The sequence below is a fragment of the Pantoea sp. VS1 genome (assembly GCF_002207995.1).
Lineage (GTDB): Bacteria > Pseudomonadota > Gammaproteobacteria > Enterobacterales > Enterobacteriaceae > Pantoea > Pantoea dispersa.
On record NZ_NHZE01000019.1, the window covers coordinates 24,208 to 44,615 of the forward strand.

Here is a 20,408-nt window from a genome sequence, read left to right on the forward strand (position 1 = left end):
TATGCGTTTTCCTAACACATCCCGCGCCTGTCTGCGTTCCAGCGATTACAGGCGAGAGAAATCATTGAAAAGTGCAAGCCCCATTAAAAGCACCAGCAAAATTGAGCCGATGCGATAACTGAAGTCCTGAACTCGCTCGGACACCGGTCCACCTTTGATCTTTTCGATCGCCAGAAAGAGCAGATGTCCACCATCTAAAACCGGCAGAGGGAACAGATTGATGATCCCTAAGTTGACGCTAATCAGCGCGAGGAACATCAGGTAATAAATCACCCCATATTCAGCTGATAATCCGGCACCCTGCGCAATCGAAATTGGCCCGCTCAGGTTATTCAGCTTGACGTCCCCGGTTATCAACTTGCCCAGCATCGAAACCGTCAGCTTCATCAGTTGCCAGGTTTTGACACCGGCTTCACCAATCGCGGCGAAAGGTCCGTACTGTTTTACCGTTTTGTACTCATCCGGCAGCGGGATCACACGCGGGATCACCCCGGCAAAACCTTCCGCTGCGTTGCCCGGTTTCGCTTCCGGCGTTAGCGTCAGCGTTAACGGTTCACCGTTACGCTCAACCTCCAGCGCCATGTTTTTGCCGGGATTATCCCGAACCTGAGCCGCAAAAACCTGCCATTGCGTTAATGGCTGACCATCGACTTTAACGATCCTGTCGCCGGCTTGCAAACCGGCAGCATTTGCCGGTGAACGCGCCTGCACTTCTGCCAGCGTGGTTTCGATTTGCGGCCCGCGCGGTCGAATACCTAAAGCGACCACCGGGTCCTGTTTGTCCGGTTCAAATTGCCAGTCACGCAGATTGAGCTGCTTCTGCTGCGTCGCCTGCTGACCAAACTGTGACACGGTCAGCATGGCGCTGCTGTCGCCGATTTTACCGATCAGCGCCAGGCGCACAGCATCCCAGTCAGGCGTTTCGATACCGTCAACCGCTTTAAGTTCCATGCCGGAGGTAATTTGCGCTTCTGCCGCGACGGAACCGCTCATAATTTCGCCGACCACCGGGCGAACACCCGGCACACCATGGATGAACACCACCCAGTAGGCAAACACGGCAAAGATAAAATTGGCGATGGGACCGGCGGCAATGATTGAGGCACGCTGCAGCACGGTTTTATTGTTGAAGGCCTGATGACGCAGCTCAGCGGGCACGCTCTCTACGCGCTCGTCGAGCATTTTGACGTAGCCACCGAGCGGAATCAGCGCGATCACGTATTCCGTGCCCTGGCGGTCAGTGCGACGCCACAGGGCTTTGCCGAAACCGATCGAGAAGCGTTCTACTTTGACACCGCAGCGACGTGCCACCCAGAAGTGGCCGAACTCGTGCACCGTAATCAGCACGCCGAGCGCCACGATAAAGGCGACAAAACTCCAGAGTATGCTCAACATCGTCGCTTATCCTCAGAGGGTGCGGAACACCAGCAGCAGCAGGCAGGCAAATACCGGCACTGCGGCTGTCAGGCTATCAATGCGATCGAGGATACCACCGTGCCCCGGAATCAGGTTACCGCTGTCTTTGATACCGGCTTCACGTTTGAACATACTTTCCGTGAGATCGCCCAGCACGGAGGCCAGCGTGGCAATCACGGCGCAGATAATCAGCGTGCCCGGCGCCACCGACAGCGGGGCCAGCAGCGCAAACAGCCAGGCGATAATCGCCGATGACAGCAGTCCGCCAAAGAAGCCTTCCCAGGTTTTGCCCGGTGAGACTTTCGGTGCCAGCTTATGCTTGCCGAACAGACGACCAAACATGTAAGCACCGGAATCCGCGCCCCAGACGAGGAACATCACGAACAGCAGCCACCAGGCGCCGGCGAAATGGTCGGTGTCATAGTGATACTGGCGCAGCGCCATCATGCCCCAGAAGAACGGCACCACGGTCAGCACGCCAAACAGCAGGCGCAGCGGACGCGATGCGCGCCACAGCGCAGCCGAGGCCGGATAAAACAGCACGAGAAATAGCGCGACAATCCACCAGCCCAGTGAGGCCCAGAGCGAGCTCTCCATCTGGAACTGGTGCAGATTACGTTGATAGGGTTGCAGGGTGAACAGCATCACCGCCAGCAGCAGGCCGCATAGCACCGCCAGCCAGATACGCTGCTGACGCGTTGCCATCCCCGCCAGCTGCCCCCACTCCCAGGCGGCAAGCATGCAGATGATGATGGTGGTAATCGCAAAACCGGACAGCGGCAACCAAAACAGAGCAGCGATCACCAGCGGAATCAGAATAAACGCGGTGATCAGACGAGACTTCAGCAAAGGTTACCCCCAGGTTGCTCAGGCGCCGCCTGGTGCAGCGCCGCCATAGCGTCGCTCCCGCAGAGAGAATGCATTCAGTGCACCTTCAAAAACGTGTTCATCAAAATCAGGCCAGAGAACATCGGTAAACCAAAACTCAGCATAGGCGATCTGCCACAGCAGGAAGTTGCTGATCCGATGCTCTCCCCCGGTCCTTATCACTAAATCCACCGGCGCCAGCTCCTGCATACACAGATGCGGAGCCAGACTTTCTTCAGTTATCTGGTCAGGACGTAGCAGTCCTTCCTGAACCTGTTCAGCCAGTTTTTTTACACCCTGGATAATATCCCAACGGCCGCCATAGTTGGCAGCAATGTTGAGGGTGAGTCCATCATTTTGCTGAGTCAGTTCCTCGGCGCGGCGAATGCGTTCCTGAATGCGGTTATTGAAACGGCTGATATCACCAATAATGCGCAGACGCACATTGTGCTTGTGCAGGCTTTTGACTTCGCTGTCGAGCGCCCAGACAAACAATTCCATTAAGGCCGTCACTTCCTGTACCGGTCGGCTCCAGTTTTCACTGCTGAACGCATAGAGCGTGAGCGCTTCCAGCTTGTTGCTGACCGCAAAGCTGACGGCCCGGCGTACTGATTTTACCCCGGCTTTGTGGCCTGAAATACGCAGTTTGCCCTGATTTTTTGCCCAGCGACCATTACCATCCATAATGATGGCCACGTGACGTGGCGTGCAGTACGACCCGTCATCGATTGTATTGTGATTGTTGGACGACATAACGCGTAATAATTCCTTTCATCAGAAATGCTGTGGTTTCTGAATACATTGCGCCTGCGGCAAACGCCGGTAACCTCACCGGATGACATCGAAACAATGTCGGGCCGTAAAACGCGAGCGAGCGACTATACCATTTTCACCCTGAGCGAACAAATAGCGCCACCATCAACCGGCTAAACGAAAGCGCGGCAGCAACGCCGTAGCCCGCACGCGTGCGATCCGATCAATCTCCATCACGTCATCCACGCTGCCCGGCTCCTGACACTGCAGGGTTGCCAGCACTTCACTGTTGATGGCCGCGATATCGGTAAAGCGAATCTGATGCTGCAGAAATGCCGCTACCGCGACTTCATTGGCTGCGTTCAGCGTGGTGGTGGCCGCCTGTCCGGTTGCGCATGCATCGATTGCCAGCTTCAGGCAGGGATAGCGTGCGTAGTCCGGCTCAGCAAACGTCAGCGCCTTCATTCGGGTGAAATCAAGCGGCGTTACGCCTGCGGTAATACGTGCCGGCCAGGCCATGCTGTGGGCGATTGGCGTGCGCATATCGGGTGAACCCAGCTGTGCCAGCACGCTACCGTCGCAGTATCGCACCATGGAGTGAATCACCGACTGCGGATGCAGGATGACCTCCATTTGAGCGTCGGTGGCGTTAAACAGCCAGCGGGCTTCAATGTATTCAAGACCTTTATTCATCATGGTGGCCGAATCAACGGAGATTTTACGCCCCATTGACCAGTTCGGATGCGCACAGGCCTGATCTGGCGACATAGCGGCCAGCTCGGCTAATGGCGTGTCACGAAAAGGACCACCCGATCCCGTAAGGAGAATCGACTCGATGCCATTCTCCCGCAGATCAGCGTACCCCAACTGATGCTGTATGGAAGCGGGCAAACTCTGAAAAATGGCGTTGTGCTCGCTGTCGACCGGCAGCAGCTGCGCCTGATGCTGGCGTACCGCCTCCATAAACAAACGGCCGCATGTGACAAGCGATTCTTTATTGGCAAGCAGGACGGTTTTGCCGGCGCGAATGGCGGCCAGCGTCGGTTGTAAACCGGAAGCGCCCACAATGGCGGCCATCACCTGATCGACCTCGTCCAGCGCGGCCAGTTCGCAGGCGGCCTGAACGCCGGAGAGCACTTCCGTATCGATGTTGAGTGCTTTCAGTCGTTCACGCAACGCCGCAGCGGAAGCGTCGTCGGACATCGCCGCATAGCGCGGTTTAAATTGCTGACACTGTTCGGCCATCAGCGCCACATTCTGACCAGCCACCAGCGCAGTCACCTGATAGCGCTCAGGATGCGCTGCCACTACCGCCAGCGTGCTGGTGCCAATTGAGCCGGTCGAACCCAGCAGAGTTAATCGCTTCATGGTGCTGTCCCTGTGAAGTCGTGGTGTGCGCCCGCGCGTACGGCGGGCACAATGTAAAACGCCGCCAGAGTCGTACTACGTCTCTGAACGGCGTTTTGTCAGGCAAATGACGGAATCAGAATTCCATCAGTTCCTTCTCTTTCTCGGCCAGCGCCGCATCAACGTGTTTGATGCGAACGTCGGTCATTTTCTGGATCTCGTCCTGCGAGCGACGTTCGTCGTCTTCGCTGATCTCTTTGTCTTTCAGCAGCGCCTTGATCTTGTCGTTCGCGTCACGGCGCACGTTGCGCACAGAAACACGGCCCTGCTCGGCTTCGCCACGCACAACCTTGATCAGATCTTTACGACGCTCTTCGGTCAGCGCAGGCAGTGGAACACGAATGTCGCTACCGGCTGAGCTTGGGTTGAGGCCGAGGTCAGAAGCCATGATGGCTTTCTCGACTGCCGGACCCATTGAGCGATCGAACACGTTGATTTTCAGCGTGCGTGAATCTTCAACGGTGACGCTGGCCAGCTGACGCAGCGGCGTTGGCGTACCGTAATATTCCACAACGATGCCGTCGAGCAGTGAAGGCGAAGCACGACCGGTGCGCACTTTGCTGATGGTGTTTTTGAATGCTTCCACGCATTTGTCCATGCGCGTTTCAGCATCTTTTTTAATATCGTTAATCACGTTGAAACCCTTGGATTCGGTTTGACCTGGCCACTTCCGGACGCAGCGGAACGGAAACGGTATCGATAAACATCGATCATCCTGAATGCTGCGCGACAGCAGTGCAGCGCGCCAACAGAATATACCTTATTTTATCCTGCGTCGGGTATTAATGCGTAATCAGGGTGCCTTCTTTTTCACCCATCACCACGCGACGCAGCGCGCCAGGCTTGTTCATATTGAAGACGCGGATCGGCAGTTGATGGTCGCGCGCCAGCGTAAAGGCGGCCAGATCCATCACTTTCAGCTCTTTTTCCAGCACTTCACCGTAGGTCAGCTGTTCGTACAGCGTGGCATCCGGATTTTTCACCGGGTCGGCTGAGTAGACGCCGTCGACCTTGGTGGCTTTCAGTACCACGTCCGCTTCGATTTCGATGCCGCGCAGGCAGGCCGCTGAGTCGGTGGTAAAGAACGGGTTGCCGGTACCGGCAGAGAAGATCACCACGCGGTTATTGCGCAGCAGGCTGATGGCTTCTGCCCAGCTGTAGTTATCACACACGCCGTTCAGCGGAATCGCCGACATCAGGCGCGCGTTGACGTACGCACGATGCAGTGCGTCACGCATTGCCAGGCCGTTCATCACGGTCGCCAGCATCCCCATGTGGTCGCCGACCACGCGGTTCATACCTGCCTGCGCCAGACCCGCGCCACGGAACAGGTTACCGCCACCAATTACCACACCCACCTGAATGCCCAGCTCAACCAGCTCTTTCACCTCTTGCGCCATACGGTCAAGCACGCTCGCGTCGATACCAAAACCTTCGGCACCCTGCAGTGCTTCGCCGCTCAGTTTCAGTAAGATACGTTGATATACAGGTTTTGCGTTGGTCGCCATGGTCAATTCTTCCTGGAAGATAAGATGAATGAGAAGTTAAATCTGATCGATCATCCGCTTAGCGCGTGAGAAAAGCTATTGGGATGAGACTGAAAATTGCTGCGCCAAAACGCAGACAAAAAAGAACCGCCTCTCGGCGGTTCCTGCAAACCATTAAGACTGTTTGGACATGGCAGCAACTTCGGCTGCAAAGTCAGATTCGACTTTCTCAATGCCTTCGCCCACTTCGAAGCGGATGAAGTTGATCACGTCAGCGCCTTTCTCTTTCAGCGCCTGGCCAACAGTTTTGCTTGGGTCGATAACGAAAGCCTGACCGGTCAGAGAGACTTCGCCGGTGAATTTCTTCATGCGGCCTTCAACCATCTTCTCTGCGATCTCTTTTGGCTTGCCAGACTGCATCGCGATGTCCAGCTGAACCTGGTACTCTTTCTCAACCACGTCAGCAGAAACGTCTTCTGGCTTCACGAACTCTGGCTTGCTGGCAGCAACGTGCATCGCAATCTGCTTGCTCAGCTCTTCATCAGCGCCGGTGGTAGAAACCAGTACGCCGATACGTGCGCCGTGCAGATAGCCGTTCAGCTCAGCACCTTCGAGGACAGCAACACGACGGATGTTGATGTTCTCACCGATTTTCGCAACCAGTGCCACGCGCTCTTCTTCGAACTGCGCTTTCAGAACTTCCACATCAGTCACTTTACCGGCAGCAGCAGCGTCCAGCACTTTGTCAGCAAAGGCCTGGAAACCGGCATCTTTTGCCACGAAGTCAGTCTGGCAGTTCACTTCCAGAATCACGGCGTAGCCGTCAGCGATTTTGGTTTTGATCACGCCGTCAGCAGCCACGTTGCCTGCTTTCTTAGCAGCTTTGATCGCACCAGACTTACGCATGTTCTCGATCGCCAGCTCAATGTCGCCGTTCGCTTCGGTCAGCGCTTTTTTGCAGTCCATCATGCCTGCGCCAGTACGCTCGCGCAGTTCTTTTACCAGTGCAGCGGTAATTTCAGCCATTCCAGAATCCTCGATTCGTCTCGCAGTGCTTTCACACTGTCAGAAACTTGTTGCGGAAAATTTACTTGCCCCGCCAGCCCGAACAGGGTGCGTGACTAAGTGAGATAAATAAAGGGGCCTTCACGGCCCCTTAACAGATCACATCTGATGTCTAAGGGCTCTCAGAAAGAGCGAACCTTATTAAGCTTCAGCAGCTTCTTCAGCCTGCTCAGCCAGGTCCTGTGAACGGCCTTCGCGCACGGTAGTGGCAACGGCAGTCAGGTACAGGCTTACAGCACGGATCGCATCGTCGTTACCTGGGATAACGAAATCAACGCCGTCTGGATCAGAGTTAGTATCAACGATAGCAAATACCGGGATACCCAGGTTGTTTGCTTCTTTGATTGCGATGTGTTCGTGGTCAGCGTCAACAACGAACAGTGCATCCGGCAGACCGCCCATATCTTTGATACCGCCCAGGCTGTTTTCCAGCTTGGCCAGCTCACGAGCACGCATCAGTGCTTCTTTCTTGGTCAGTTTGTCGAAAGTACCGTCCTGAGACTGAGTTTCCAGATCTTTCAGGCGTTTGATTGACTGACGAACGGTTTTCCAGTTGGTCAGCATACCACCCAGCCAGCGGTGGTTAACGAAGAACTGGTCGCAGCTCAGTGCAGACTCTTTTACCGCTTCGGCAGCAGCGCGCTTGGTACCAACAAACAGAATCTTACCTTTACGGGAAGAGATCTTGTTCAGCTCAGCCAGGGCTTCGTTGAACATTGGTACGGTTTTCTCAAGGTTGATGATGTGAACTTTGTTACGCGCACCGAAAATGAATGGCTTCATTTTTGGGTTCCAGTAACGGGTCTGGTGACCGAAGTGAACACCAGCCTTGAGCATGTCGCGCATGGAAACAGTTGCCATGATTACCTCTAAAAGTTTGTTTGGGGTTGGGCCTCCATGTATCCCATACAACCGACCTCTTACGAGGCACCCCGGCGTACGTGTCGATACATGTGTGTTTTAGTACACATAATGAGATTTATGCGTTTCCTGCCCTCTCATACGAGGTGACAGAGAATCGTCGGCGCGCTTTATACCACAATGCGCAGGAATACGCCAACAGTTGTTAGCATGAGCGGCAGGCTGTAATCCCGATTTGGCAGCCTATTTGCTGACTGCTAACATGACTGCCACAGAACTCATTATTGTCGAAAATTGCGGCGATTGCGGATTATTTAATGGCCATTTCAATCAAAACCCCAGAAGAAATCGAAAAAATGCGCGTGGCGGGCCGTCTGGCTGCAGAAGTGCTGGAGATGATCGCTCCGCACGTCGTGCCAGGCGTCACCACCGGCGAGCTTGACCGTCTGTGCCACCAGCACATCACCGAAAAGCAGCAGGCCATTTCAGCCTGTCTCGGCTACCACGGTTTCCCGAAATCAGTGTGTATTTCGGTCAACGAAGTGGTATGTCACGGTATTCCCAGCGATGATCGCGTGCTGAAAGACGGGGATATCGTTAACGTCGACGTCACGGTGATCAAAGATGAATACCATGGCGATACGTCAAAGATGTTCATCGTCGGCAAACCGACGATTCAGGGCGAGCGCCTGTGCCGGGTTACGCAGGAGAGCCTGTACATTGCGCTGCGTCTGGTGAAGCCGGGCATTCGCCTGCGTGAACTGGGCCGGGCGATTCAGAAATACGTGGAAGCACAGGATTTTTCCGTGGTTCGCGAGTATTGCGGACACGGCATCGGTAAAGGCTTCCATGAAGAGCCGCAGGTGCTGCATTACGATGCCGACGACAGCGGCGTGGTGCTGCAGGCTGGCATGACGTTTACCGTCGAACCGATGGTAAACGCCGGTGATTATCGCATCCGCACCATGAAAGATGGCTGGACGGTGAAAACCAAAGATCGCAGCTTGTCCGCACAGTATGAGCATACTATTGTGGTGACGGAAAACGGCTGTGAGATCCTGACGCTGCGCGCCGACGACACTATTCCAGCGGTGCTGGAAAACAACGCGTAACGCTCGTCATCAGGATAACAGGCCGGCTCAAAACGAACGCCTGTCAGTTTAGGTTCACCCATCCCTGCACCTCCCGTAGCGGCGCCATCAGTTGCGCGTTAACCCGCGCCGCTACTGCGGTGGTGTCACGGACGGTGACTAACTGAACGGCATCACGGCGTTAAGCCCGCTTTTTTATGGCGCAGAAGAGGCATGTTGATGAGTGGTAGCGTGACCGAAGCAGTACACAAAGGCCTGACCGATTCCCCCGCCAGCTGGCCAGACGACGCGCTGACGCGCGACAAACTCAAACAGTATCTTGAACAGTTCCAGCAGCATCTGGGCTGCGCTTTTGACGCCGGCAGCGATATCGAATCGCTGATTGATGCGCGCACGCTGTTTATCGATCGCCTGCTGCGCCGGCTATGGCGACTGTTTGGCTTTGACCAGATGAAAGAGATCGCGCTGGTGGCGGTGGGCGGCTATGGCCGCGGCGAGCTGCATCCGCTGTCGGACATCGACGTGCTGATCCTGAGCCGTCAGCCACTGGACGAAGCTGCCGCGCAGCGCACCTCAGAACTTCTGACGCTGATGTGGGATCTCAAGCTGGAGGTCGGCCACAGCGTACGCACGCTGGAAGAGTGTCTGCTGGAGGGCTTGTCGGATCTCACCGTCGCCACCAACCTGATTGAGTCGCGCATGCTGACCGGCGACGTGGCGCTGTTTCTCGAACTGCAAAAGAATATCTTCAGCGACGGTTTCTGGCCGTCGTCACGCTTCTTCGCTGCCAAAATTGAGGAGCAGCTGGAACGCCATCAGCGTTATCACGGCACCAGCTACAACCTCGAACCGGATATCAAAAGCAGCCCGGGCGGGCTGCGCGACATTCATACTCTGCAGTGGGTCGCGCGCCGCCACTTTGGCGCCACCACCATGGATGAGATGGTCGGCTTTGGCTTTCTCACTGAAGCCGAACGCAATGAGATCAATGAGTGCCAGGAATTTCTCTGGCGCATCCGTTTCGCGCTGCACCTGACGCTGCCGCGCTACGATAACCGCTTACTTTTCGATCGCCAGCTCAACGTGGCACAGCGCCTCAACTATGGCGGCGAAGGCAATGAGCCGGTTGAGCGCATGATGAAAGATTTCTATCGCGTCACGCGCCGTATCGGCGAGCTGAACCAGATGCTGCTGCAGCTGTTTGACGAAGCCATTCTGGCGCTGTCGACCACCGAGAAGCCGCGCAGTATCGATGAGGATTTTCAGCTGCGCGGTAATCTGATCGACCTGCGCGATCCCACGCTGTTTGAGCGCGAGCCGCAGGCGATTCTGCGCATGTTTTACGTGATGGTGCGTAACGAAACCATCACCGGCATCTATTCCACCACGCTGCGCCAGCTGCGCTACGCCCGCCGTCATCTGCAACAGCCGCTGTGTCAGATCCCCGAAGCGCGCCGCACCTTTATGGCAATTCTGCGCCATCCAGGCGCGGTAAAGCGCGCGCTGCTGCCAATGCATCGCCACAGCGTACTGTGGGCCTATACGCCGCTGTGGGGCAACATTGTCGGCCAGATGCAGTTCGACCTGTTCCACGCCTACACCGTGGATGAGCACACCATCCGCGTGTTGCAGAAGCTGGAGAGTTTTGCCGACGAAGCCACGCGCCCGATGCACCCGCTGTGCGTCGAGCTGTGGCCGCGTCTGCCGCAGCCGGAGCTGCTGCTGATGGCCGCGCTGCTGCACGATATCGCCAAAGGGCGCGATGGCGACCACTCGATTCTTGGCGCGCAGGACGCGCTGGACTTTGCTGAGCTGCACGGCCTCAATTCGCGCGAAATGCAGCTGGTGGCGTGGCTGGTGCGTCATCACCTGCTGATGTCGGTGACGGCTCAGCGTCGCGACATTCAGGATCCTACAGTGATTCAGCAGTTTGCTGAAGTGATGCAAAATGAAAACCGGCTGCGCTATCTGGCCTGCCTGACGGTTGCCGACATCTGTGCCACCAATGAAAGCCTGTGGAACAGCTGGAAACAGAGCCTGCTACGTGAGCTGTTCTTCGCCACCGAAAAACAGCTGCGCCGCGGTATGGAGAACAGCCCGGATCTGCGCGAGCGCGTGCGTCATCACCGGCTGCAGGCGCTGGCGCTGCTGCGCATGGAAAATCTCAACGAAGAGCGCCTGCACCATATCTGGAGCCGCTGCCGCGCCGACTACTTCCTGCGCCATACGCCCAACCAGCTGGCGTGGCACGCGCGGCATCTGATCAACCATGATCTTAGCAAACCGCTGGTGCTGGTAAGCCCGCAGGCCACGCGCGGCGGCACCGAGATCTTCATCTGGAGCCCGGATCGCCCTTACCTGTTTGCCGCCGTAGCCGGAGAGCTCGATCGCCGTAATCTGAGCGTGCACGATGCGCAGATCTTTACCAGCCGCGACGGCATGGCCATGGATACCTTTATTGTGCTGGAGCCGGACGGCAGTCCGCTGGCAGCGGATCGCCATCCGCTGATTATTCAGGCGCTGGAGCAGGCGATCACGCAAACGCAGTGGGTGCCACCGCGTACGCGCCGGCCGTCGTCACGTCTGAAACACTTCAGCGTCGATACCGAAGTCAACTTTTTGCCCACCCATACCGACCGCCGCAGCTATCTGGAGCTGGTGGCGCTGGACCAGCCAGGTTTGCTGGCGCGCGTCGGCGAAGTGTTTGCTGACCTCGGTGTTTCGCTGCACGGCGCCCGCATCAGTACCATCGGCGAACGGGTGGAGGATTTGTTCATCCTTGCCAACAGCGAACGACGTGCGCTGGATGCCGAAATGCGCTCCGTGCTGCAACAACGGTTGACAGAGGTACTTAATCCAAACGATAAAATGTGACCCGGCTTCCATTCTTCACGTTGCCGATGCATTGGCCTGGTGACCCGGCCCATCCGTGGATCTCGCTCCGATAGGCGCGCCACCGTTCTGCAGCATGAAGAATGTTTGCCCGATAATTTTACTCTGCACGCCAGCTGGCGTGCATCCGCAATGACAGACTCAGGAATTAAATATGCAACAGTTACAGAGCGTTATCGAATCTGCCTTTGAACGCCGCGCCGACATTACGCCGACCAGCGTGGACAGCGCCACCCGTGAAGCGATCAACCAGGTGATTGGCCTGCTGGACAGCGGTGAACTGCGCGTGTCAGAAAAGATCAACGGCGAATGGGTAACGCATCAGTGGCTGAAAAAAGCGGTACTGCTGTCGTTCCGTATCAACGACAACCAGTTGATCGACGGGGCAGAGACCCGCTTCTACGACAAAGTGCCGATGAAATTTGCCGGCTGGGATGAAGCGCGCTTTAAAAGCGCCGGCTTCCGCGTCGTGCCACCGGCAGCGGTGCGTCAGGGTGCATTCATCGCGCGCAACACCGTGCTGATGCCGTCCTATGTCAACATCGGTGCGTATGTCGATGAAGGCACCATGGTAGATACCTGGGCCACTGTCGGCTCCTGTGCGCAGATTGGTAAAAACGTGCACCTGTCCGGCGGCGTCGGCATCGGCGGCGTACTGGAACCGCTGCAGGCCAATCCAACCATCATCGAAGATAACTGCTTTATCGGTGCCCGTTCCGAGATCGTTGAAGGCGTGATCGTCGAAGAAGGCTCAGTGATCTCTATGGGCGTTTACATCGGCCAGAGCACCAAAATTTATGACCGCGAAACCGGTGAAGTGCACTACGGCCGCGTACCGGCGGGTTCGGTGGTGGTTTCCGGTAACCTGCCGTCTAAAGACGGTAGCTACAGCCTGTACTGTGCGGTGATCGTGAAGAAAGTCGACGCGAAAACGCTGGCAAAAACCGGCATCAACGAACTGCTGCGTACCATCGATTAAGTTTTTTCTTCCCGCTTATTTTTATGCCCACGGGCCTGTATTCAGGCCCGTCATTTTTTCTTTACACTCCTGCCGCTATTACCTGTTTCGCGCCGCGAATTAACAGGTGCGTTTGTTTTTCAAACAGGTCATAATCCGCGCCAGTTAACTCCGGTCGCGCACTGTTCATCCCGGTTTTTGTGTCTACAGTTGATTAAGTATGCCGTAAGCGTTCGGTTCGTTGCGCTTATTACGCAGCCTAATGATGATGATAATCCTGCGCGCTCACTCACTCTCAGATGGAATATAAACGCTATGTACGACAACCTGAAAAGCTTAGGTATCAGCAATCCTGAAGACATTGACCGCTACAGCCTGCGTCAGGAAGCCAACAACGACATCCTGAAAATCTACTTCCGCAAAGACAAGGGCGAGTTCTTCGCCAAAAGCGTGAAGTTTAAATACCCGCGTCAGCGCAAAACCGTGGTGGCCGATCACACCACCCAGGGTTATAAAGAGATTCAGGAAATCAGCCCTAACCTGCGTTACGTGATCGACGAACTGGATCAGATCTGCCAGCGCGATCAGGTAGAAGTGGATCTGAAGCGCAAAATCCTCGCCGATCTGCGCCATCTGGAGAACGTGGTGTCGAACAAAATCGCCGAAATCGAATCCGATCTCGATCAGCTGACCCGCAACGGTCGCTAATTCCCGCCGCTTCTCAGGCCAGCTGCTGCTGGCCTTTTTTATGCCTGCTCATCAAGCTGCAGCGCCACATACAGCAGCAGCCGATCGTCAAAGTTCGCCAGATTAAGGCCGGTCAGTTCCGAGATGCGGTTCAGGCGGTACTCCAGCGTATTGCGATGAATAAACAGCGCGCGCGCTGTGGCGCTCGGCTGCACGTTATGACTGAACCACGCAACCAGCGTGCGCCGCAGCAAACCGTTATTGTCCATGCTCTTCAGCTTAGCCAGCGGACGTGCCAGCTCGCTGGCCTGCCAGCCGCCGCGCAGGCTATCCAGCAGCACCGGCAGCACCAGATCCTGATAGAAGAAGCTCCGCTGCTGCGGCATGCGCTGTTTGCCCACCATCATGGTGGTGCGGGCGGTGCGGTAAGAGCGCGCAATGCTGCCGGGCCCGGTAAAGAAATTGCCGAGCGCGATACGCATCCGCACCTGACCGCTCTCTTTCATGCGCTGCAGCAGTTGATCGACGCGGCGGCGATGATCGTCCTGATCGTAACGGCCATGGGCATTCAGCGCTGGCTTCAGCACCACCATTTCGGTGAGCGAAACAATGGCGATCAGGTTGTCACGATCGGGCGTGGTCAGCAGCGTCTGTAATTGCTGCAGCTCCGACATCGCGCTATCGACCCCCAGCTGTCCGCTGTCCACTTCCACCACCGCCACCACGCGCGGCTGATTGAGATCGATGCCCAGTCGCTGCGCCCATTCGTTCAGCGCTGGCGACAGCGTATCGCTGCGGATCAGGTTCAGCACCAGCTCCTCACGCAGGCGGCTGTCCTGCGCCAGCATATGCAGCAGGCGCGCCTGTTCCAGCATCATCTCTGCCGTCATGCACACCAGCTCGCCGTAATGGCGTAACGTGCTGGGCTGGCCGGTGAGGCCAATCACGCCGACGATGTCGCCGTCAATGCGCAGCGGTAAATTGATGCCCGGCCGCACGCCGTGCAAGTGTTTAGCTACCGCTTCGTCAATATCAACCACCCTGCCCTGTGACAGCACCAGCAGCGCGCCCTCGTGCAATTCGCCAATACGCTCGCGATCGCCACTGCCAATAATGCGGCCGCGCGCATCCATCACATTGACATTACTGTCGATAATTTTCATGGTGCGGGCAACGATATCCTGAGCCAGTCGCGCATCAAGATGATAGGTGGCCATCAAACACTCCAGAATTCGGGACGAACCGACAGAATACGCATCCCGATTCCCCCTGGCATTGTGCAACTGCACATAGCCGCAGGGCGATTACCGGAATTGCGGCAGCGGTCACACTGGGAAGGCACAGATGACTGGGGGCGCAGCAGCATACAGGCAATAAAAAGGCGAGCCGAAGCTCGCCTGAGAGACCAATAAAAGGATTACTGCATCAGCAGATAGAGGCTGCTGTCGCCGCGCTTGACGTTGAGCGCCAGCACCGACGGTTTGGTGTCGAGGATTTTACGCAGCTCGCCAAGGTTGCTTACCGCCTGCTGGTTCACACCGAGGATCACATCGCCTTTCTTCAGGCCGATACGTGCCGCTGCGCTGCCGGCCTTCACGCTGTCAACGCGCACGCCCTTCTGGCCGTTGCTGTCAACGTTACTGAGATCGGCGCCTTCAATGCCGGTGTAAATCGTCGCGGACTGCACTTTATCCTGTGAGCTCTGCTGCAGCTCAACCGTCACGTTCAGCGGTTTGCCGTCGCGCAGCAGGCCCAGCTGCAGTTTGGTGCCGACCGGCAGCGAGCCGACTTCCGCACGCAGCGCCGCAAAGCTGGTCAGCGCTTTACCGTTCATAGAGACCACCACATCGCCCGCTTTCACGCCGGCTTTCGCCGCCGCGGAGTTTGGCAGCACCTGGCTGACAAAGGCGCCGCGCTGCGCATCCACTTTCATCGCTTTAGCCAGCTCGGAGTTGAGCTCGGTGCCCATAATGCCCAGCTCGCCGCGTTTCACCTGGCCATACTCCACCATCTGCGCGGTCAGGTTTTTCACCATGGAACTCGGGATGGCAAAGCCGATACCGATGTTGCCACCGTCCGGTGCGAGGATCGCGGTGTTAATACCGATCAGCTCGCCGTTCAGGTTAACCAGCGCACCGCCGGAGTTGCCGCGGTTGATGGCGGCATCGGTCTGGATAAAGTTTTCGTAATTTTCGACGTTAAGGCCGCTGCGCCCCAGCGCCGAGACGATGCCGGACGTGACCGTTTCGCCCAGGCCGTACGGGTTACCGATGGCCACGGTGTAATCACCGACGCGCAGATTGTCGGAGTCTGCGATCTTAATTGCCGTCAGGTTTTTCGCATCCTGCAGCTGGATCAGCGCGATGTCAGACTGCGGATCTTTGCCGATGACCTTAGCATCGTAGCGACGGCCATCGCTCAGCTGTACCTGAATTTTGGTGGCGTTATCCACCACGTGGTTGTTGGTCACCACATAGCCTTTGTCGGCGTTGATGATTACCCCAGAACCCAGCGCGCGGAACTGCTGCTTCTGCGCGTTGGCGCCATCGTCGCTACCGTCACCGCCGCCGCCCTGGCACATAGGTGAACCCTGGAACGGCGATCCGTCCTGACAGAAGGGGGAATTATCGCCAAAGAATTGCTGGAACTGCTGCGGCATGCGCGGGGTTTTCACCGTGGTGCTGCCTTCCACGCTGATACTGACCACGGAAGGCATCACTTTTTCCAGCATGGGTGCCAGGCTGGGCAGTTGCTGACTGGAGGAAGACGCTGTCTCCGCCGCGAAAACACTGACAGGGCTTAACGCCATGCCCAGACTAAGCGCCAGCGCACTTAACATTAATGTGCTTTTTTTCATTCGTCTGTGTCTCTCTGAAATTAACGTGCAGACCATTGCTGTGGTCGTGATGATGAGATTAAGTTTTTAGCGCGAAGTTCCTGATAAAGTATTGGGTAAAGGTAAAAATTTATTCTTCGTCTTTACAAAACTGCGCTTATTCCACCGCCATCAACCGACGATACTCATCCCAGGCGTAATTGTCCGTCATCCCGCTGATATAGTCCTGAATCAGCCGCGAGCGGTAATAACGTTCCCATAACAATCGCTGATATTTATGCTGCACCACCAGATTACGCATCTGTTGCTGATAAGCTTTACGATGTTTACCGGAAAGTTTATGAAACAGTCGGGTTTCGATCGGATGTTTCGCGAGAAAATCCTCATTCATTAACGTGGTAAACTGTTCATAATCGAGCTGCATCAGCGACTGATAAATTTCCAGTAATCCTTTAATGACCCGATAACCCTGTAATTCCAGCTGCTCAACTTCAGGGTGATTAAACACCTGCTGGCGCGCCACGGTTTTAAATAATTTTAACAGGCGCCCTTCATCACCGTCGTCTTCCAGTAGCGCATGGTTAAAGTTGCCGGCAAAAATGGCAGGTAAATTATCAACAAAGCGGCGCACCGCATGGCTGACCAGCACGCTCTGGACGTTAACCCGCAGCGACATGAAAAACTGATCGCTAATACTGCGACGCTTTTTCTGATTGGCCTCTTTCCACGCTTCATTAATGGTGCGGCTAAACGCGTCGCCAGGTTTCACCGGGCCCCAGGCGTTGAGCAAAGAATGATAGAGCGTATCGACGGTGAAGATGTCTTTTTCTACGGCGTCATCAAGGTCGGCAATACAATAGGAGATATCGTCAGCCGCTTCCATTATCCAGGTCAGCGGATAACGATGGTGCTCAGGTATATCCGTTGCCGCGCGAAGATCGGCCACATATTCACGTTCGGATAAATAGAAACCCGGCTTTTTCATTAATACGCTGAACTCCGCCGGCTTATCGCCCTGCCACCACGCCGGCGCGGTGTATTTTAAAATACACGCTACCTGCGCATAGCTAAGATTTAGCTGCAGCAGGGTATGCACCAGCCGAATGGCCTGCGCATTCCCTTCGAAATGGCACAAATCCTGACGAATCATTGCATTTAACCGGTCGAAATCGGCACGCTGCGCGTCATCCGCCACGCCCGCCACCAGCGGATCCACCAGTTCGGCCGGCAGGTTGTCATCAAACCAGTCATTGATCGCCGCTTCACCAAAATGGCCAAACGGCGGGTTGCCGACGTCGTGCAGCAGGCAGGCCATCTCCACCAGGCTCTCGACCGCGCCCTCAAAGCCATCGAGGCCGTAAGCCGCCAGCCCGCCGCCCTGGGTTTTCAGCGTATGCAGAATCTCTTTGGTGATGTAACGTCCGGTTTGCTGCACCTCAAGCGAATGGGTCAGGCGCGAGCGCACGGCCGCATTCCGCTCCAGCGGAAACACCTGGGTTTTTTGTTGCAGACGGCGAATCGCGGCAGAATTAATAATGCGTCCACGATCGCTTTCAAAGTGGCGGGTAATAAAGTATTCGCCTTCGGGATCTTTGCGGCTGGTATAAGGGCGGGTGAAACTGATCTTCTTCCTGAAATTGATCGTCGCCATTGTTACCCCTTATTTTTTCCTGAATTGATCCCCATTGAGCCATGTTAGACTATGCCTCACTTTAGCCTTATACATCCATAACTACAGCGAGATTCTTTATGAAAGCAGGCATTATTGGCGCGATGGAGCAGGAAGTCACACTGCTGCGTGACAAAATTGAAAACCGTCAGACGCTGACGCTGGCCGGCTGCGAAATTTACACCGGTACGCTCAACGGCGTTGAGGTGGCTCTGCTGAAATCGGGCATCGGCAAAACCGCGGCCGCGCTGGGTACCACGCTGCTGCTGGAGCTGTGCAAACCAGATCTGGTGATCAACACCGGTTCCGCAGGCGGTCTGGCACCAACCCTGCAGGTGGGCGATATCGTGGTGTCCGATGAAGTGCGTTATCACGATGCCGATGTCACCGCCTTTGGCTATGAGCCTGGTCAGATGGCGGGCTGCCCGGCGGCGTTTGTCGCGGACAGCGCGCTGATTGCCGCCGCAGAGCAGGTGATCAAACAGCTGGATCTCAACGCGGTGCGCGGTCTGGTGGTCAGCGGTGACGCCTTTATCAATGGCGCCGCGCCGCTGGAGCGTATCCGCAGCACCTTCCCGCAGGCGATTGCGGTAGAGATGGAAGCCACGGCGATTGGTCACGTTTGCCATCAGTTTAAGGTGCCGTTCGTGGTGGTACGCGCTATTTCTGACGTGGCCGATAAAGCGTCGCATCTGAGTTTCGAAGAGTTCCTCAGCGTGGCGGCTAAACAGTCGTCGCTGATGGTGGAAAACCTGCTGGCTCAGCTGGCGCGTGGCTAAATATCTGCTGCTCGGGCTGTGGCTGCTGTGCCACAGTCTGCTGGCCGCACCGCGCGTCATTACCCTGTCGCCGCATCTCACTGAACTGGCGTTTGCCGCTGGCATCACGCCGGTGGCGGTGAGCGCGTGGTCAGACTATCCCGCCGCTGCTCGCCAGCTGGAGCAGGTGGCGAACTGGCAGGGCATTCGCGTTGAACGCATTGTGCAGCTCAGACCGGATGTGGTGCTGGCCTGGCGCGGCGGCAATCCACTGCGCCAGGTGGAGCAGCTGCAGCGTCTGGGCATCCATGTAGAATGGATCGATCCGCAATCACTCGACCAGATGATTGACGCGCTGGCGGCGCTGCAGCGCTGGAGCCCACAGCCCCAGCGGGCCACCGCGGCCGCACAGGCGTTACACCAGCAGCTGCAGACGCTGCGTCAGCGCTATCAGCAGCAAACGCCGGTGCCGCTGTTTCTGCAGTTTGGCCAGCAGCCGCTGTTTACCGCCGCGCGCAGCACGCTGCAGAATGAGGTCGTCACACTGTGCGGCGGTCGCAATATCTTTGCTGACAGCAGCGTGAGCTGGCCTCAGGTGAGCCGGGAGCAGGTGCTGACGCGGCACCCGCAGGCGATTGTCACTGGCGGTGATGCCAGCCGCGCCGCCAGCGTCGCGCGCTTCTGGCAGCCGCAGCTTAACGTGCCGGTGATTGCGCTTAACGATGACTGGCTGAGCCGGCCGGGTCCGCGCTTGCTGCTGGCGGCAAAGCAATTGTGCGAAGCTTTACATCCGACGAAAAATAAAGCATTACCAGACTAAAGATTCGACGATTCATGTCGAAAATCAAATAACAAGGCACAGCGGCCACGTATGCTCTGTGCCCTTTTAGCGCGTAGCGCACTTTTGACATCACCAGGATTTCACCATGACCAGAGCGCTGCTGCTGGCCATAGGGCTGATCGTGGCTGCACCGATCGGTGCGGCAACCACCACGGGCTCTATCGCCGTCTCGCTGACGATTTTCTCCCGCTGCGATATCTCACGCCCGAGTGAGCAGACGCTGCCGTCTGTTGACTGTGGCCGGCATTTCAGCGCGCAGCCGCGCGTGACACAAAGCGTATTGAACCGCGATGCGATGCGCCGTGAAACGGCTCGCTTAGTGACGATTGAGTGGTAAATCATGGCTGCCAGAACGGCAGCCAGCCCAGCATCAGATGCTGAAAGAGGAGCCGCAGCCGCAGGTGGTTTTGGCGTTGGGATTGGTCACGATAAAGCGTGAACCTTCCAGACCTTCGGTGTAGTCAACCGATCCACCCACCAGATACTGCAGGCTCATCGGGTCAACTACCAGCGCCACACCCTGCTTCTCGATGGTCATGTCGCCGTCATTCATTTGATCGTCAAAAGTAAAACCATACTGGAAGCCACTGCAGCCCCCGCCGGTGATATATACGCGCAGTTTCAGCGCCGGATTCTCTTCATCCGCAATCAGGTTTTTTACTTTTTTCGCTGCTGCATCGGTGAACTGCAGAGGCAGCGCGGCTACGTCGTCACTCATCTTTTACTCCGGGTAAACGTCCAGGTCAGAAAACGACCTCAATTTCGCTATTATCTGCCAGCCGTCCAGTGCAATCAAGTAGCGCCCTTGACACTGTGTGCC

At 56.5% G+C, this 20,408-nt stretch carries 19 protein-coding genes; 7 read left to right on the top strand and 12 right to left on the bottom strand.

Going from position 1 to position 20,408, the window contains the following annotated elements; genetic code table 11:
• Positions 1–45 precede the first annotated feature (45 nt).
• The 8 genes from rseP to rpsB form a co-directional block, all read right to left on the bottom strand.
• The gene (gene rseP / locus CBW22_RS10745) at positions 46–1,395 is read right to left on the bottom strand and encodes a sigma E protease regulator RseP (protein WP_088516622.1); all 1,350 of its coding nucleotides are present in this window, start codon (positions 1,393–1,395) and stop codon (positions 46–48) included.
• Positions 1,396–1,407: 12 nt separating this feature from the next.
• The gene (gene cdsA, locus CBW22_RS10750) at positions 1,408–2,265 is read right to left on the bottom strand and encodes a phosphatidate cytidylyltransferase (RefSeq protein WP_010616187.1); all 858 of its coding nucleotides are present in this window, start codon (positions 2,263–2,265) and stop codon (positions 1,408–1,410) included.
• A gap of 18 nt (positions 2,266–2,283) precedes the next feature.
• Positions 2,284–3,036, bottom strand: coding sequence for a (2E,6E)-farnesyl-diphosphate-specific ditrans,polycis-undecaprenyl-diphosphate synthase (gene ispU, locus CBW22_RS10755; RefSeq protein ID WP_058759529.1), 753 nt, complete (start codon positions 3,034–3,036; stop codon positions 2,284–2,286).
• A gap of 165 nt (positions 3,037–3,201) precedes the next feature.
• Complete coding sequence (gene ispC, locus CBW22_RS10760) at positions 3,202–4,404, bottom strand: 1-deoxy-D-xylulose-5-phosphate reductoisomerase (protein ID WP_058774798.1); 1,203 nt, start codon at positions 4,402–4,404, stop codon at positions 3,202–3,204.
• A gap of 115 nt (positions 4,405–4,519) precedes the next feature.
• Positions 4,520–5,077, bottom strand: coding sequence for a ribosome recycling factor (gene frr / locus CBW22_RS10765; protein ID WP_021507488.1), 558 nt, complete (start codon positions 5,075–5,077; stop codon positions 4,520–4,522).
• Between the two features lie 148 nt (positions 5,078–5,225).
• On the bottom strand, positions 5,226–5,951 hold the full coding sequence (gene pyrH, locus CBW22_RS10770; protein WP_010616191.1) for a UMP kinase: 726 nt from the start codon (positions 5,949–5,951) through the stop codon (positions 5,226–5,228).
• Positions 5,952–6,104: 153 nt separating this feature from the next.
• A complete protein-coding gene (gene tsf / locus CBW22_RS10775) occupies positions 6,105–6,956 on the bottom strand; it encodes a translation elongation factor Ts (protein WP_058780470.1) in 852 nt (283 codons plus the stop codon).
• Positions 6,957–7,136: 180 nt separating this feature from the next.
• A complete protein-coding gene (rpsB, locus tag CBW22_RS10780) occupies positions 7,137–7,856 on the bottom strand; it encodes a 30S ribosomal protein S2 (RefSeq protein ID WP_031279692.1) in 720 nt (239 codons plus the stop codon).
• A 317-nt stretch (positions 7,857–8,173) separates the two neighbouring features.
• Here rpsB and map point away from each other — a divergent pair, with 317 nt between their 5' ends.
• From map to CBW22_RS10800, 4 genes are all read left to right on the top strand, one after another.
• Entirely contained in the window at positions 8,174–8,968 is a 795-nt protein-coding gene (gene map, locus CBW22_RS10785; protein ID WP_021507491.1) for a type I methionyl aminopeptidase, read from the top strand.
• 198 nt (positions 8,969–9,166) lie between these two features.
• The gene (gene glnD, locus CBW22_RS10790) at positions 9,167–11,821 is read left to right on the top strand and encodes a bifunctional uridylyltransferase/uridylyl-removing protein GlnD (protein WP_088516623.1); all 2,655 of its coding nucleotides are present in this window, start codon (positions 9,167–9,169) and stop codon (positions 11,819–11,821) included.
• Positions 11,822–11,993: 172 nt separating this feature from the next.
• Positions 11,994–12,818 (top strand): 2,3,4,5-tetrahydropyridine-2,6-dicarboxylate N-succinyltransferase, encoded by an 825-nt coding sequence (dapD, locus tag CBW22_RS10795; RefSeq protein WP_088516624.1) that lies wholly within the window; start codon positions 11,994–11,996, stop codon positions 12,816–12,818.
• A gap of 294 nt (positions 12,819–13,112) precedes the next feature.
• A complete protein-coding gene (locus CBW22_RS10800; RefSeq protein WP_010616197.1) occupies positions 13,113–13,505 on the top strand; it encodes a DUF3461 family protein in 393 nt (130 codons plus the stop codon).
• Between the two features lie 38 nt (positions 13,506–13,543).
• On the opposite strand, the gene CBW22_RS10805 is transcribed toward CBW22_RS10800, so the two are convergent.
• The 3 genes from CBW22_RS10805 to dgt form a co-directional block, all read right to left on the bottom strand.
• Positions 13,544–14,701: a CdaR family transcriptional regulator gene (locus CBW22_RS10805; protein ID WP_021507495.1), complete on the bottom strand. Its 1,158-nt coding sequence runs from the start codon at positions 14,699–14,701 to the stop codon at positions 13,544–13,546.
• 200 nt (positions 14,702–14,901) lie between these two features.
• The gene (gene degP, locus CBW22_RS10810) at positions 14,902–16,341 is read right to left on the bottom strand and encodes a serine endoprotease DegP (protein WP_058759526.1); all 1,440 of its coding nucleotides are present in this window, start codon (positions 16,339–16,341) and stop codon (positions 14,902–14,904) included.
• A gap of 136 nt (positions 16,342–16,477) precedes the next feature.
• On the bottom strand, positions 16,478–17,971 hold the full coding sequence (dgt, locus tag CBW22_RS10815; RefSeq protein WP_021507497.1) for a dGTPase: 1,494 nt from the start codon (positions 17,969–17,971) through the stop codon (positions 16,478–16,480).
• A 98-nt stretch (positions 17,972–18,069) separates the two neighbouring features.
• On the opposite strand from dgt, the gene mtnN reads away from it, so the two are divergent.
• The 3 genes from mtnN to CBW22_RS10830 all read left to right on the top strand — a co-directional run bounded on the left by mtnN (position 18,070) and on the right by CBW22_RS10830 (position 19,925).
• On the top strand, positions 18,070–18,768 hold the full coding sequence (mtnN, locus tag CBW22_RS10820) for a 5'-methylthioadenosine/S-adenosylhomocysteine nucleosidase (protein ID WP_021507498.1): 699 nt from the start codon (positions 18,070–18,072) through the stop codon (positions 18,766–18,768).
• Positions 18,761–19,567, top strand: coding sequence for a vitamin B12 ABC transporter substrate-binding protein BtuF (gene btuF, locus CBW22_RS10825; protein ID WP_088516625.1), 807 nt, complete (start codon positions 18,761–18,763; stop codon positions 19,565–19,567). Before mtnN ends, btuF begins: the two co-directional genes overlap by 8 nt.
• Positions 19,568–19,673: 106 nt before the next feature.
• Positions 19,674–19,925, top strand: a complete 252-nt coding sequence (locus tag CBW22_RS10830) for a hypothetical protein (RefSeq protein WP_058780468.1) — start codon at positions 19,674–19,676, stop codon at positions 19,923–19,925.
• Positions 19,926–19,958: 33 nt separating this feature from the next.
• On the opposite strand, the gene erpA is transcribed toward CBW22_RS10830, so the two are convergent.
• A complete protein-coding gene (gene erpA, locus CBW22_RS10835; RefSeq protein ID WP_021507501.1) occupies positions 19,959–20,306 on the bottom strand; it encodes an iron-sulfur cluster insertion protein ErpA in 348 nt (115 codons plus the stop codon).
• Between the last annotated feature and the right edge of the window lie 102 nt (positions 20,307–20,408).